This is a genomic window from Mesorhizobium sp. A623 (assembly GCF_054489405.1).
In genome coordinates this window covers 108,483-121,270 of sequence record NZ_JBTMXB010000003.1, presented here as the reverse complement: position 1 = coordinate 121,270, position 12,788 = coordinate 108,483, and the positions used below count along the sequence as shown (strand labels likewise).

The 12,788-nt window shown below is 61.7% G+C and carries 12 protein-coding genes and 1 tRNA gene; 6 read left to right on the top strand and 7 right to left on the bottom strand.

Annotated elements, in window-relative coordinates; translation table 11 throughout:
• Positions 1–22 precede the first annotated feature (22 nt).
• The 3 genes from ACX3P1_RS04515 to ACX3P1_RS04505 are packed head-to-tail and all read right to left on the bottom strand — an operon-like array spanning position 23 to position 3,237.
• The gene (locus tag ACX3P1_RS04515) at positions 23–1,231 is read right to left on the bottom strand and encodes an ABC transporter permease (RefSeq protein ID WP_459078359.1); all 1,209 of its coding nucleotides are present in this window, start codon (positions 1,229–1,231) and stop codon (positions 23–25) included.
• Positions 1,228–1,935, bottom strand: a complete 708-nt coding sequence (locus ACX3P1_RS04510) for an ABC transporter ATP-binding protein (protein ID WP_459078358.1) — start codon at positions 1,933–1,935, stop codon at positions 1,228–1,230. The genes ACX3P1_RS04515 and ACX3P1_RS04510 overlap by 4 nt, the downstream gene beginning before the upstream one ends.
• 3 nt (positions 1,936–1,938) lie before the next feature.
• The gene (locus tag ACX3P1_RS04505) at positions 1,939–3,237 is read right to left on the bottom strand and encodes an efflux RND transporter periplasmic adaptor subunit (protein WP_459078357.1); all 1,299 of its coding nucleotides are present in this window, start codon (positions 3,235–3,237) and stop codon (positions 1,939–1,941) included.
• 113 nt (positions 3,238–3,350) lie between these two features.
• Here ACX3P1_RS04505 and ACX3P1_RS04500 point away from each other — a divergent pair, with 113 nt between their 5' ends.
• From ACX3P1_RS04500 to ACX3P1_RS04490, 3 genes are all read left to right on the top strand, one after another.
• Positions 3,351–4,259 carry a PhzF family phenazine biosynthesis protein gene (locus ACX3P1_RS04500; protein ID WP_459078356.1) on the top strand — a complete coding sequence of 303 codons (909 nt, stop codon included), beginning with the start codon at positions 3,351–3,353 and terminating at the stop codon, positions 4,257–4,259.
• Positions 4,260–4,457: 198 nt separating this feature from the next.
• Positions 4,458–4,533 (top strand) — tRNA-Lys (locus ACX3P1_RS04495).
• Positions 4,534–4,654: 121 nt separating this feature from the next.
• On the top strand, positions 4,655–5,782 hold the full coding sequence (locus ACX3P1_RS04490; protein ID WP_459078355.1) for a metallophosphoesterase: 1,128 nt from the start codon (positions 4,655–4,657) through the stop codon (positions 5,780–5,782).
• A 45-nt stretch (positions 5,783–5,827) separates the two neighbouring features.
• Here ACX3P1_RS04490 and ACX3P1_RS04485 read toward each other — a convergent pair whose 3' ends face one another.
• The 3 genes from ACX3P1_RS04485 to groES form a co-directional block, all read right to left on the bottom strand.
• Positions 5,828–6,007 (bottom strand): CsbD family protein, encoded by a 180-nt coding sequence (locus tag ACX3P1_RS04485; RefSeq protein WP_459078354.1) that lies wholly within the window; start codon positions 6,005–6,007, stop codon positions 5,828–5,830.
• Positions 6,008–6,157: 150 nt separating this feature from the next.
• Complete coding sequence (gene groL, locus ACX3P1_RS04480) at positions 6,158–7,810, bottom strand: chaperonin GroEL (protein WP_459078353.1); 1,653 nt, start codon at positions 7,808–7,810, stop codon at positions 6,158–6,160.
• Positions 7,811–7,871: 61 nt separating this feature from the next.
• Positions 7,872–8,168, bottom strand: coding sequence for a co-chaperone GroES (gene groES, locus ACX3P1_RS04475; protein WP_459078352.1), 297 nt, complete (start codon positions 8,166–8,168; stop codon positions 7,872–7,874).
• 270 nt (positions 8,169–8,438) lie between these two features.
• Here groES and ACX3P1_RS04470 point away from each other — a divergent pair, with 270 nt between their 5' ends.
• From ACX3P1_RS04470 to ACX3P1_RS04460, 3 genes are all read left to right on the top strand, one after another.
• The gene (locus ACX3P1_RS04470) at positions 8,439–8,927 is read left to right on the top strand and encodes a MarR family winged helix-turn-helix transcriptional regulator (RefSeq protein ID WP_459078559.1); all 489 of its coding nucleotides are present in this window, start codon (positions 8,439–8,441) and stop codon (positions 8,925–8,927) included.
• Positions 8,924–10,108, top strand: coding sequence for an HlyD family secretion protein (locus ACX3P1_RS04465; protein WP_459078351.1), 1,185 nt, complete (start codon positions 8,924–8,926; stop codon positions 10,106–10,108). The genes ACX3P1_RS04470 and ACX3P1_RS04465 overlap by 4 nt, the downstream gene beginning before the upstream one ends.
• A gap of 315 nt (positions 10,109–10,423) precedes the next feature.
• Positions 10,424–11,959, top strand: a complete 1,536-nt coding sequence (locus ACX3P1_RS04460) for a DHA2 family efflux MFS transporter permease subunit (RefSeq protein WP_459078350.1) — start codon at positions 10,424–10,426, stop codon at positions 11,957–11,959.
• 115 nt (positions 11,960–12,074) lie between these two features.
• On the opposite strand, the gene ACX3P1_RS04455 is transcribed toward ACX3P1_RS04460, so the two are convergent.
• Positions 12,075–12,599, bottom strand: a complete 525-nt coding sequence (locus ACX3P1_RS04455; RefSeq protein WP_459078349.1) for a CAP domain-containing protein — start codon at positions 12,597–12,599, stop codon at positions 12,075–12,077.
• Positions 12,600–12,788: the final 189 nt, after the last annotated feature.

Below are 12,788 nucleotides of genomic sequence, written 5' to 3'. Positions count from 1 at the left end.
GTTATCAAACGGTCTCTGAGGCTTACTCGTGCCGTAGCGCGTCGATCGGGTTGAGCCGCGCGCCGCGCAACGCCGGGAAGAAGCCGAACACCATGCCGATCAGCGCGGAAAAGCCGACTGCGATCAAAATGGTGGCAAGGCTGGGCGCAAACGGGATGGCGAGCGTCAGCGAAGCGATGCCGGCCAGCGACAGGCCAAGCAGGATGCCGAAGATGCCGCCCATCAACGACAACACCGTTGCCTCGACCAAAAACTGTATCAGGATGTGCTTTTCATGCGCGCCGATGGCCAGCCTGATGCCGATCTCGCGCGTCCGCTCCGTTACCGACACCAGCATGATGTTCATGATGCCGATGCCGCCGACCAGCAGGCTGACGCCTGCCACCGCTCCCAGCATGCCCGTCATGGTGGTTGTAGCCGCGGCCATCGTGTCCGCGATCTGCGTCATGTCGCGGATGGAGAAATTGTCTGCCTGGTCGGGGCCGATGCGCCTAGTGTCGCGTAAAATATCCTCGACGCGGGGCAGGAGCACGCTGGTCGGCGTCGTGTCGTCGGCGGCGACATAGATGGAATCGATATCGCGGTTTCCCGCGATACGACGCTGGTATGCGGCAAGCGGCATCAGCACGACATTGTCCTGATCCTGCCCGAATCCGGTAAACCCTTTCGATTCCAGCAGGCCGATAATTTTGCAGGAGGTGCGGTTGACGCGGATCGTCTCGCCTTCAGGATCGGCAGCACCGAAAAATTGCTGCCGCACCGTCTCGCCGATCAGGCAGACGCCCGCGCCGCTGCGTGCCTCCGAATCCGAAAAGGACCGGCCCGAAGCAAGCTGCCAGTCCCGCGCCACCAGATAGTCGCTATTCGTGCCGGTCACGCCGCTGGTGAGGTTTTCCGTACCGTAGATGACGCGAACCTGTTTTTGGGACGCGGGCGAGATGGCGCGCGCACCGACGAGGTGCTTGGTAAGGGCTTCGACATCCTTGTCGTTGAGCTGACGCGCGACATTATCGGTGGCGCTGGGGCCGCCGGCCCGGCCTGAACGCACGACAAGCAGGTTGGAGCCGAGCTTGGCAATGTCCGCCTTGACCTTCTCGGTCGTGCCGTTGCCGATGGTCAGCATGGCGATGACGGCGGCGACGCCGATAACGATGCCAAGCAGCGTCAGGAACGAGCGCAGAACGTTGCGGCGGATGGACAAGAGCGCGAGGCGAACCGTTTCCCAGATCATTTCGCGGCCACCATTCGCGGTGTGTCGGCGGCGACATTGCCGTCGAGGAAATGGATTGTGCGCTGCGCATAGGCGGCGACATCGGCTTCGTGCGTCACCATGACGATGGTCAGGCCATGCTCCGTATTGAGCCGGGTCAAGAGTTCCATGATTTCGTGGCTGCGGGCGGTGTCGAGATTGCCTGTCGGTTCGTCCGCTACCAGCAAGGTGGGGCGTGTGACGATGGCGCGGGCTATCGCCACGCGCTGCTGCTGGCCGCCTGAAAGCTCGCCGGGCGTATGGTGCTCGCGGCTGGTTAGGCCAACCTCTGCCAGCGCCTGCATCGCCAGCGCGCGCCGCTCTGCCTTCGGCGCGCCGCGATAGATCAGCGGCAGTTCGACATTCTCGGCAGCCGTCGTGCGCGGCAGCAGATTATAGCCCTGGAAGACGAAGCCGACATAGAGATTGCGCAAGATAGCGCGGCGGGTGCGGTCGAGCCGGCCGGCATCTACGCCCATGAAGGAATAGGTGCCGGCGCTGGGCGTATCGAGGCAGCCGATGATGTTCATCGAGGTGGATTTGCCGGAACCGGAAGGGCCCATGATCGCCACGAATTGCCCTTGCCGGATGGAAAGGTCGACGCCGGCCAGCGCGTTTACACGCGCTTCGCCTTGGCCGTAGCTTTTCCAGACCTTGTCGAAGGTGATGAGGAGCGGCGCGGCCATTGCTTAACCGCGCTGCTGCGACGCGGTGATGACCGCGTCGCCTTCGGAGAGGCCAGAAAGGATTTCGGTCAGTTCGCCGTTGGTGGCGCCCGTCTTGACGTCGACCGCATGCGGACGGCCATCCTTCAGGACGTAAAGCGTGCGCGATCCGTCTGCGGGCTTCGCGGCAGCCTGTGAGCGGCCGCGTCCACGCCGTCCACCCATGCGCCCGGTGAACAGGCTCGTCAGGCTCCAGCCGCCGCCGTTGCTTGCCGTCGGCGCGGGCTTGTAGCGGAACGCGATCGCGGGAACGGCCAGAACATCCTTGGCCTGCTTGGTGACAACGGAAACGGTCGCCGTCATGCCGGGGCGCAGGAGCAGTTCGTCATTGGCGACATTCAGGCGTGCATCGTAGGTCACGACCCCGTCCGTGGTCAGCGAGGCAAAGGAAATGTCGCGAATTTCCGCGTCGAACGGCCGCTCTGGAAAAGCATCGACGGTAAACCGGGCGTGCTGACCCGCCTTGACCGAGCCGATATCGGCCTCGTCGATGGTCGCCTTCAACTCCATGCTTTTCAGGTCGGCGGCGATGACGAAAAGAACGGGCGCCTGCAGCGAGGAGGCGACCGTCTGGCCGGGATCGACCGAGCGCGTCAGCACGATGCCGTCGATGGGGGCGTAGATGGTGCTCTTGTCGAGGTCCGACTGCTGCAGCTTCAAATCCGCCTGGGCAATGGCAAGATTGGCTTCGGCGCTGTCCAGAGCCGCCCTGGCGCGGTCGCGCGTGGCGGTCGCGGCTTCCAGCGCCTGGTTGGTCGTCTGGCCACGCCTGGCCAGTTCGGCCGCACGCACCAGCGCCTGCTCGTTCTCCTTCAAGGTGATCCGGGCATTCTCGACATTGGCTTGCGCGGCCTTTGCCGAAGCCTGCGCCCGCTCGACCTGCGCTTGCAGGCGCGAGGTGTCGAGCGCGGCCAGCACGTCGCCTTTCTTGACCTGCTGGTTTTCGTTGACCGCCACGGAACGAACGACGCCGGATAGCTCGCTGGAAATGTCGACCTGGGTGAGGGGTTGCAGCGTGCCCGTCGCGGTAACCTGCACGGTCAGGTCGGCCTTGGCCGCAGGCACGGTCGTATAGTCGGTTTTGACAGCGGAGCCTGCAACCCATTGATAGGCGAAAATGGCTGCCGCAACGATTACCAGAGCCGCCAGCCCATAAAGCCAGCCGCGGCGACGCTGCTTTTTCTGGTCGCCACCGTCCAACCCCAGGGCCGTCTCGATGGTGGCGGCGGATTCGCCATTTGGCGGATTGACAAGCTGGTCCACGCAAGACCCCTATAATGCGTATGTCGTCCCTAAGCATGGACACATCAGGCTTAACGGCCGGAATTACAAATTAAATTTCGCCCATGTTGGGTGATGATGCGGGGAGTGGGCCGATGGCTGGCCGGAAATACATGCTCTACGACGTGTTCGCCAAGACGCCGTTGGCCGGCAATCCGCTGGCTGTCGTTTTGCAAAGCGAAGGCCTCGAGACCGCTGCCATGCAGGCGATTGCGCGAGAATTCAACCTGTCCGAAACCGTCTTCGTCCTGCCGCCCGAAAACGCTCGGCATCGCGCCCGCATCCGCATCTTCACGCCGGAATACGAAATGCCGTTTGCGGGTCATCCGACAGTCGGCGCGGCGGTGGCGCTGGCGGAACTGACCGGTGAAAAGGCCGCCGGCATCTTCGTGCTGGAAGAAAATATCGGACCTGTGCGCTGTGTCGTGCAAACAGGCGAGGGCGCATCCTATGGCGAGTTCGACCTGGCCAAGCTGCCGGAGCGCCTTGAATTTTCGGCTGACGCGGACGCGATCGGCGCGGCACTCGGCCTCAGCCCCCATGAAATCGGCTTCGAAAATCACCGGGTCTCGTTCTGGTCGGCTGGCGTTCCCTATGTGACAATCCCCGTGGCCGGCCTCAAGGAGGCTGCGCGGATAAGGCTGGACAATCAGGCCTGGGCCGAACTCGCGCCAGCAAAGAGCGAGTGGGCCAATGCCAGCCCCTATGTCTATTGCCGCGAGACGGTAAGCCACGACAGCGCGTTTCATGTCCGGATGATCGTGCCCGGAACGCCGTCCTACGAAGATCCTGCAACCGGCTCGGCAGCGGCGGCCTTTGCCGGCGCAATCATGCATTTCGACGGTCCGCGCGACGGTACCGCACGCTACTGGCTGGAGCAGGGCCTGGAAATGGGACGTCCGTCGCGGATTCGCCTTGAGTTGGAGGTAGCCCAAGGCCGGCTAGCGGCAGCGCGTATCGGCGGCCATGCGGTCAAGGTCGCGGAAGGCACGCTTTATGTGTGAGTCGTGCCTGTGACCCGCTGATTAAGAGTCATCTGCTCTACCGGCGGAGCCAGGCACCGATTTTTGGCTGTTTCTAAGGCGTCATGGCAATGCTTTGGACATAGTGGCCCGATTTCCAGAGAAATCCCGGCATAGGGCTGGACATGGCCAATGGTGCCGGATATATGCCCGCCAGCGCTGGTTTTTCCAGCGCGCCGTGGGTGCGTAGCTCAGTTGGTAGAGCAGCTGACTCTTAATCAGCGGGTCACAGGTTCGATCCCTGTCGCACCCACCACAAACTTCTTTCGATACATACCGCTGTGACTTTTCCTTGAAGAGTTGGTAAAGGTGCCGCGCAGGCCAATTTCGCGAGCGCTTGACTTTGTCGGCGGCGATGATGTTCAAATCGTTGCGCCATGAAAAAGCGACTCCCAATCCTCTCGCGGCGCACCTTCCTCGCGGAGATGGCTGGCGTGGCTGCATTGGGCGTCCTGCCGTCAGGCGCTCGCGCGCAATCGACACCGGTAATTCCGCCCGTGGATGCGACGTTTCTGTTCATCAGCGACGTTCACGCATGCCGCATGGCGAGCGGCCTTAGTCCCCATTGCCAGCAGGAGGGCAAGACCGACGCCGCTTTGCTGCGCAATGTAGCGGCGCTGAACGCCATAAGCCTCAGGGAATGGCCAAGTGAGATCGACGGCGTGCCTACGGCCTTGCGCTCTGCGGGCCAGCGTATCGATACGCCGCTCGGCATCGTCGTGGGCGGCGATATGACCGACGACGGCGGCGGGCAGGTGACGCTGCCCAGCGAAGGCACGCAACTGCTCCAGTTCAGCCAACGCTACCAGCAAGGCGTCGGGCAGGATCGTGTCCATGTGCCGGTCTATGTCGGGCTCGGCAACCATGATCTCGACCAGAACGGTCCGCGCCGCCACGTAAACTGGTACCGGCGTGAAATGCGCGACTATGTCGAGGTCAATCACCGCCCCAGCGTGTTCTTCAAGCCGGCGGTTCCAGCGGGCAATTACGATGTGGAGTCCGATTGCTATTCCTGGGATTGGGGCGGCTTGCATCTTGTCCAGACGCACCGCTTCGCCGGCGATGTCGGTCATGGCGCGGTAAGCGGCCTGTCGTGGCTGAAGGACGACTTGGCGAACAATGCCTCGGATGGCCGGCCAATCGTCCTTTTCCAGCATTATGGCTGGGATACGTTCTCGCAGGAAAAATGGGATCCGGTCGCGCGAACTTTCGACGACCAGGGCACGGGGCCGGCACATTGGTGGAGCCGGGCGGAACAGGACGCATTGCTGGCCATCCTGCAAGGCTACAACGTCGTCGGCATCTTTCATGGACACCAGCATGAAACGCCCATGATCTACAAACATGGCGACCTCGATCTGTTCAAGCCGAAAGCGGCCTATATGGGCGGCTTCGCGCTCGCACGGATAACAAGCAGCGCGCTGGACGTGGTACTTGGCGAGGCGGCGGGCGACAGCGGCGAGGTGAAATTCACCAACGCCTTCAGCAAGGCGCTCATTCAATGAAAAAGGCAGCCGAAGCTGCCTTTTTCATTGAATGGTGGTGACGCGTCAGAGGGCTTTCTTGACCTTTTCCTTGGCGTCTCCAAAGGTCTTTTGCACTTTGCCTGCTGCCTTTTCGACCTTGCCTTCGGCCTCGGTCTGCTTGCTTCCGGCCACCTTGCCGGCGGCTTCCTTGACCGATCCCTTGGCCTGCTTGGCCACGCCGGCAATCTGATCCTTGTTCACCATATCGCATCTCCTGGGGGTTCGTTTCGACTTGCGGACCGAAACGGGCGAATGCCATCCAGGTTCCGGGCGGCATTCGATTTGTGCGGTGAACGCAACAAAAAAGGGCGCCCGAAGGCGCCCTTTCCGTAAGCAAGGTTTTGGTAGGCTGGATTAGAAATCCATGCCGCCCATGCCGCCCATGCCGCCGCCCATGCCGCCAGGCATGCCGCCGCCGCCATTGTCCTTCTTCGGAGCATCGGCAATCATGGCTTCGGTGGTGACGAGCAGGCCGGCAACCGAGGCTGCGTCCTGAAGCGCGGTGCGAACGACCTTGACCGGGTCGACGATGCCGAGCGCGATCAGGTCGCCATACGTGTCGTTGGCCGCGTTGTAGCCGAAGGAAACGCCCTTGTTGTCGAGGATCTTGCCAACAACGATCGAGGCTTCTTCACCGGCGTTCGAGGCGATCTGACGGCACGGAGCCTGCAGAGCCTTGCGAACGATGGAGATACCGGCAGTCTGGTCGGTGTTCGCGCCGACAGCCTTGATGTTGGTGGAAGCGCGCAGCAGAGCAACGCCGCCGCCCGCCACGATGCCTTCTTCGACAGCAGCGCGGGTTGCGTTCAGCGCGTCGTCAACGCGGTCCTTCTTTTCCTTGACTTCGACTTCAGTCGAGCCGCCGACGCGGATCACGGCAACACCGCCGGCCAGCTTGGCCAGACGTTCCTGCAGCTTCTCCTTGTCGTAGTCCGAGGTGGTCTCCTCGATCTGCTGCTTGATCTGGGCAACGCGGCCCTGGATCTCGGCCTTCTTGCCAGCGCCGTCGATGATGGTGGTGTTCTCCTTGGAGATCGACACCTTCTTGGCGCGGCCGAGCATGGCCAGCGTAACGTTTTCGAGCTTGATGCCGAGGTCTTCGGAGATGACCTGGCCACCGGTGAGGATGGCGATGTCTTCCAGCATTGCCTTGCGGCGATCACCGAAGCCCGGCGCCTTGACGGCGGCGATCTTCAGGCCGCCACGCAGCTTGTTGACGACAAGCGTAGCCAGAGCCTCGCCTTCGACGTCTTCCGAGATGATGAGCAGCGGCTTCGAGGACTGAACGACAGCCTCGAGGATCGGCAGCATCGCCTGCAGGTTGGACAGCTTCTTCTCGTGGAGAAGAATGTAGACGTCCTCGAGATCGGCGATCATCTTGTCGGGATTGGTGACGAAGTAGGGCGACAGGTAGCCGCGGTCGAACTGCATGCCTTCGACGACTTCGAGTTCGGTCTCGGCGGTCTTGGCTTCTTCAACCGTGATAACGCCTTCATTGCCGACCTTCTGCATCGCTTCCGCGATCATCTTGCCAACCGACTCGTCGCCATTGGCCGAAATGGTGCCAACCTGAGCGACTTCTTCGGAAGTCTTGATCTTCTTGGCCGACTTGACCAGCTGGGCGACGACGTCGGCAACAGCCAGGTCGATGCCGCGCTTCAGGTCCATCGGGTTGATGCCGGCCGCAACATACTTGTGGCCTTCCTGAACGATGGCCTGAGCCAGGACGGTGGCGGTCGTGGTGCCGTCGCCGGCCTTGTCGTTGGTCTTCGAAGCGACTTCGCGGACCAGCTGTGCGCCCATGTTCTCGAACTTGTCTTCAAGTTCGATTTCCTTGGCGACGGTGACGCCGTCCTTGGTGATGCGCGGTGCGCCGAACGACTTGTCGATGACGACGTTACGGCCCTTGGGACCGAGCGTCACCTTCACCGCGTCGGCGAGGATGTTGACGCCGCGCAGCATGCGCTCGCGGGCGTCACGGGAGAATTTTACGTCTTTGGCAGCCATTATTGTGCTCCTGGGCTTTGCGCCCGAAATTCAGTTGATGGTGCGGGTGGAAACGGCGTGATTAGCCGATGATGCCCATGATGTCGGATTCCTTCATGATCAGAAGGTCTTCGCCATTGAGCTTGACTTCGGTGCCCGACCACTTGCCGAACAGGATGCGGTCGCCGGCCTTGACGTCGAGCGCAATGATCTTGCCGCTATCGTCGCGGGCGCCGGAGCCGACGGCGACGATCTCGCCTTCCTGCGGCTTTTCCTTGGCCGTGTCGGGGATGATGATTCCGCCAGCCGTCTTTGCTTCGGATTCGACCCGGCGAACGACCACGCGGTCATGAAGCGGGCGGAACTTCGATTTTGCCATTTGTGTTTCCTCGGTCATGGTGAGAAATAATCTCGGTCCGGCTGTGCCGGTACTCGGTTAGCACTCATAAGAGGCGAGTGCTAACGTAGCCGTGAGATAGTGCCGACGCTGGCGAGAGTCAAGAATGTTCCGGCTTGCGGCGTCCGATGATCGACGATCACGCATAAATTACCATGAGCCATGCCGGCCGTGCCGCAACGCGCCATTTTTTTCATGAATTGTGCGCTGCAGTATCTTGAATGGTAAGCACGCTTATTATATATGGCGCTCATGGTTACGGACGGCACGGAAAGACTGGGATTTCTGATCCACGACGCGGCGCGGTTGTTGCGCCGGCGCTTTGAGGCAAAGGCCAGCGGCCTTGGCCTTTCGGCGGCACAGTGGCGGCTTCTGGTCTGGGCCGTGAAGGAAGAAGGCATTGCGCAGGCCCGGCTCGCCGAAATTCTCGAAATCGAGCCGATCAGCGTTTCGCGCCTTATCGACAGAATGGAGGAGGGCGGCTGGATTGAACGTCGTGTGGATGCGGCCGACAGACGCGTGCGCATGATATTCCCGACCGAAAAGGCGCGCGAAGCTTTTGCCGGCGTCAAGGGAATGGCCGGAGAGGTTTATGAACGTGCGCTTGCCGGCCTGTCTCCACAAGACCGCCGTAGCCTCGTCAACGGGATATTGAAACTCATCGAAAACTTGTCGGACGACGAAACGCCGTCTTGCAAATCCGCCAACACGACTAAATCTGCAGAGAGCGCAGCAAAATGAACGCCCGAGTAAAAGTGAACGACGACGTGACAAAGCTGGAAATGGAAAGCCCGGCTCAACCCTCCGTACCGGCCACGCCGGCTGCGGTAGCGCTTCCGCACAATCCGGAACCGGCGCCGAAACGCAAGGCGCGCCGGCCGGGGCGTTTTGTGCTGATGCTGGCGGTACCGGCGGCCCTTGTCGCGGTTGGCGGCTATTTCTGGGTAACCGGCGGGCGCTATGAGGAGACAGAAAATGCCAATCTCAGGCAAGCCCGTGTTTCGATAGCCTCCGATACGGCGGGCCGGATCGTCAACGTGAACATCGCCGAAAACCAGCATGTCAAGAAAGGCGACGTGCTGTTCGCCATCGACCCGGAGCCTTACCGGATCGCGCTCGCTCAGGCCGACGCCGCGGTTGCCGTTGCGCGGCTGAATGTGGAACAACTGCGCGCAGCCTACAGCCAGGCCATGGCGCAGGAACGCTCGGCGGTCAGCGAAGTCGATTATGCCCAGTCCCAGTACGACCGGGCGGCCGATCTGGCGAAGAAAGGCATCAACGCCAAGTCCTCGCTCGATGAAGCGCGCAACGATCTTGCCAAGGCCAAGCAGGAGGTAGCCGTGACCCGGCAGGGCATCGAGAGCGCCAAGGCGGCGCTGGGCGGCAATCCGGACATCGAAACGGACAAGCACCCGACCGTCATGTCGGCGCTGGCCGTGCGTGACAAGGCTGCCTACGACCTGGCGCAAAGCACCGTTCGCGCCCCGGCCGACGGCGTCATCGCTCAGGCCTCGTCGTTCAAGATAGGCCAGTTTGTCGGCTCCGGCGCTGCCCTGTTTTCGCTGGTGGAGACGGGCGATACCTGGATCGACGCCAATTTCAAGGAAACCCAGCTTACGCACATGAAGGCCGGCCAGAAGGCCGAAGTCGTACTCGACACCTATCCGGGCAGGACCTTCGAGGCGACCGTGCTGGCGATAGGTGCAGGCACCGGCGCTGAATTCTCGCTACTGCCCGCCCAGAACGCCACCGGAAACTGGGTCAAGGTCACGCAGCGCATTCCGGTTCGGCTGGAGTTGACCGACCCGAGCGCGAAGATCGCGTTGCGGACCGGCATGAGCGCCGAAGTCACGGTCGACACGGGTGTCTCGCGCGGATTTCCCAAGCTGTTCGGCCATGCGACGGCAGGCGAAACGGACTAGATCAGTTCGCTGGTCAAGCGGGCCAGAGGAAGATGAAATTTCAGATTGTCCCGACAGGGTTTACGGTAAGGTCAAGGCTTTCGTCTTTGGTTCCGGCTGCGGAATCAAGGCCGCTAAAGCGGATCTTGACGAAAATCGTCGAGACTCCGGTTTCCGGGCGGCAACAGCCCTGATGAAACGAGACGCTCGATCGATGTGACCCCCGCATCGATTTCGTGTCCCAACGCGTTGAACGCCTCGCTTTAGGCAGGGTTTGCCGCTCGGAAACCAGCATCGCACTTATACGACTTTATTCCGTCGCGGAAGTTCCGTCCCATGAGCACGCCCGAAACCCATCGCGAAGTGCCGCATCGTGGCCTGATCACCATCTCGATCATGCTGGCCACGGTCATGCAGGTGCTCGACACCACAATCGCCAATGTCGCGCTGCCATCCATGGTCGGCGATCTCGGCGCCTCGGCCGATACGATCAACTGGGTGCTGACATCCTATATCGTCGCCGCCGCCATCATGACGCCCGTAACCGGCTGGCTGGCCGACCGCTTCGGGCGCAAGGAACTGTTCCTGGGTTCGGTCGTGGGGTTCGTCATCTTCTCGATGCTGTGCGGCATCGCTACCAGCCTCGAGGAAATGGTGCTGTTTCGCCTGATGCAGGGTGTGTTCGGCGCGGCGATCGTTCCCCTGTCCCAGACCTTCCTGCTCGACATCAACCCCAAGGAGCGCCACGGCCAGGCCATGGCCATCTGGGGCGCCGGCATCATGGTCGGGCCGATCATCGGCCCCACGCTCGGCGGCTGGCTGACCGAAAGCTTCAACTGGCGCTGGGTTTTCTTCATCAACCTGCCCATCGGCATCATCGCCTTCCTCGGCATGGCCGCCTATCTGCCCAGCATCGCTAAACGCGCCCGCGGCTTCGACTTTTTCGGCTTCGCGATGCTGTCGCTCGGCGTCGGCGCGCTCCAGTTGATGCTGGACCGCGGCGCCGATGCCGACTGGTTCTCGTCACCGGAAATATGGATTGAACTCGGCCTGGCCATCACGGGGTTTTGGGTATTCATCGTCCATCTTTTGACGAGCGAGAACCCGTTCATCGATCCGAAGATATTCCTCGACCGCAATTTCGCGACCGGCCTCGTCTTCATCTTCATCATCGGCGTCATCCTGCTGGCCAGCCTGGCGCTGCTGCCGCCGATGCTGTCGACCATCTTTGGCTATCCGACCATCACCGTCGGTATCGTAATGGCGCCGCGCGGCGTCGGTACGATGATTTCCATGCTGGTCGTCGGACGGATCATGCACAGAGTCGACGCCAGGCTGCTGGTGGTCGTGGGCCTGCTGCTGACGTCGCAGTCGCTCTACACGATGTCGGGTTTTACGCCGCAGATGGACGACTGGCTCATCATTTCGTCGGGCGTCGTCCAGGGGCTGGGGCTTGGCCTGGTGTTCGTGCCGCTGTCGACGGTTGCCTTCGCAACGCTCGACGCACGTTTTCGCACCGACGCCACCGCGCTGTTTTCGCTGGTGCGCAACATCGGCTCGTCGATCGGCATTTCGATCGTGTCGGTGATGCTGGTGCGCAATACGCAGGTCAATCATTCGGAGCTTTCGGCCTTCATCACGCCGTTCAACCCCAATCTGATCGCGGCCTCACCGGCCGCGGCCGCGGGCGATCCGGCCGCGTTGGCGCAGATAGACGGCCTGGTCAACATCCAGTCGCTGATGATTTCCTACGTCAATGACTTCAAGCTGATGATGGTGGTTACGCTGTTTGCCCTGCCGCTGGTTTTCCTGCTCAGGAAGCCCAAACGTGCGGCAGCGAACGCCGGCGCACCTGCCGCTCATATGGATTGAGGGAATAGGGAATAGGGTTGCGGAAGTCGGACATCGCGTCAATCCTACTCGCTACTCGCTACTCGCTACTCGCTACTCGCTACTCGCTACTCGCTACTCGCTACTCGCTACTCGCTCACTTCCCCAGCACCAGCGCCCAGTAGCGCCATTCGCCATTCTTGGCGTCGCTCGAATAGGCGAGGCCGAACCGCGAGAAACGCGGATCAAGCATGTTGCGGCGATGCGGCGGCGAGTGCATCCACATGTCGACCAGTCGGGCCACGTCCATGCGGCCCTCCGCGATATTTTCGGCGGCAGCGCCTTCGATGCCGTTTTCCTTGATGCGAGACGCAAAATCCTTGCCCCATCCGGTCGTGTGCGCCATGCGCCTGGCGCTCGCCATGTAGCGGGCCTGCTGCAAGGCGGCCTGTTCCAGCCGGGAATCGGGAGACAGCGGGTCCAGCCCGTTGGCGCTGCGGGCAGCGGCCAAGGCACTGCTGGCGGAAGCGGATGCTCCGGCGCCGCTGCCTGTTCGCAGGGTGCCGCAGCCAGCAAGCCCGAGCAGCGCCGTCATGCCGCCGCCCAACACCAATGTGCGCCTGTCGAGTTTCAACGAGGCAGCATCGGGCAGGGGGGTATTTTCGATAACGATATGTGCCATGTCCGCCTGACATAGCCGGGATCATGGCTTTTTTGGAAGAAGGGCCGCGAAAAAATCGAAGCTTTGCCGCTCGTACGGCGTTCAAGTGATTGAGAGCACGAGAACAAAACGACGACAGGCCGGGCCGGATGCGCTATGATTTTGCCTGTTACTGGAATTGGCGCCCACGGGCGGCCATCCTGGAGGTGA

Excerpts from the sequence above, each read along its gene's own strand:
- ACX3P1_RS04465 (WP_459078351.1), top strand. The coding sequence starts at position 8,924 with ATGAACGCCCGAGTAAAAGTGAACGACGACGTGACAAAGCTGGAAATG.
- ACX3P1_RS04455 (WP_459078349.1), bottom strand. The coding sequence starts at position 12,599 with ATGGCACATATCGTTATCGAAAATACCCCCCTGCCCGATGCTGCCTCG.
- ACX3P1_RS04515 (WP_459078359.1), bottom strand. The coding sequence starts at position 1,231 with ATGATCTGGGAAACGGTTCGCCTCGCGCTCTTGTCCATCCGCCGCAAC.
- ACX3P1_RS04485 (WP_459078354.1), bottom strand. The coding sequence starts at position 6,007 with ATGGTGAACAAGGATCAGATTGCCGGCGTGGCCAAGCAGGCCAAGGGA.
- groES (WP_459078352.1), bottom strand. The coding sequence starts at position 8,168 with ATGGCAAAATCGAAGTTCCGCCCGCTTCATGACCGCGTGGTCGTTCGC.
- ACX3P1_RS04490 (WP_459078355.1), top strand. The coding sequence starts at position 4,655 with ATGAAAAAGCGACTCCCAATCCTCTCGCGGCGCACCTTCCTCGCGGAG.
- ACX3P1_RS04500 (WP_459078356.1), top strand. The coding sequence starts at position 3,351 with ATGGCTGGCCGGAAATACATGCTCTACGACGTGTTCGCCAAGACGCCG.
- groL (WP_459078353.1), bottom strand. The coding sequence starts at position 7,810 with ATGGCTGCCAAAGACGTAAAATTCTCCCGTGACGCCCGCGAGCGCATG.
- ACX3P1_RS04470 (WP_459078559.1), top strand. The coding sequence starts at position 8,439 with ATGGTTACGGACGGCACGGAAAGACTGGGATTTCTGATCCACGACGCG.
- ACX3P1_RS04510 (WP_459078358.1), bottom strand. The coding sequence starts at position 1,935 with ATGGCCGCGCCGCTCCTCATCACCTTCGACAAGGTCTGGAAAAGCTAC.
- ACX3P1_RS04460 (WP_459078350.1), top strand. The coding sequence starts at position 10,424 with ATGAGCACGCCCGAAACCCATCGCGAAGTGCCGCATCGTGGCCTGATC.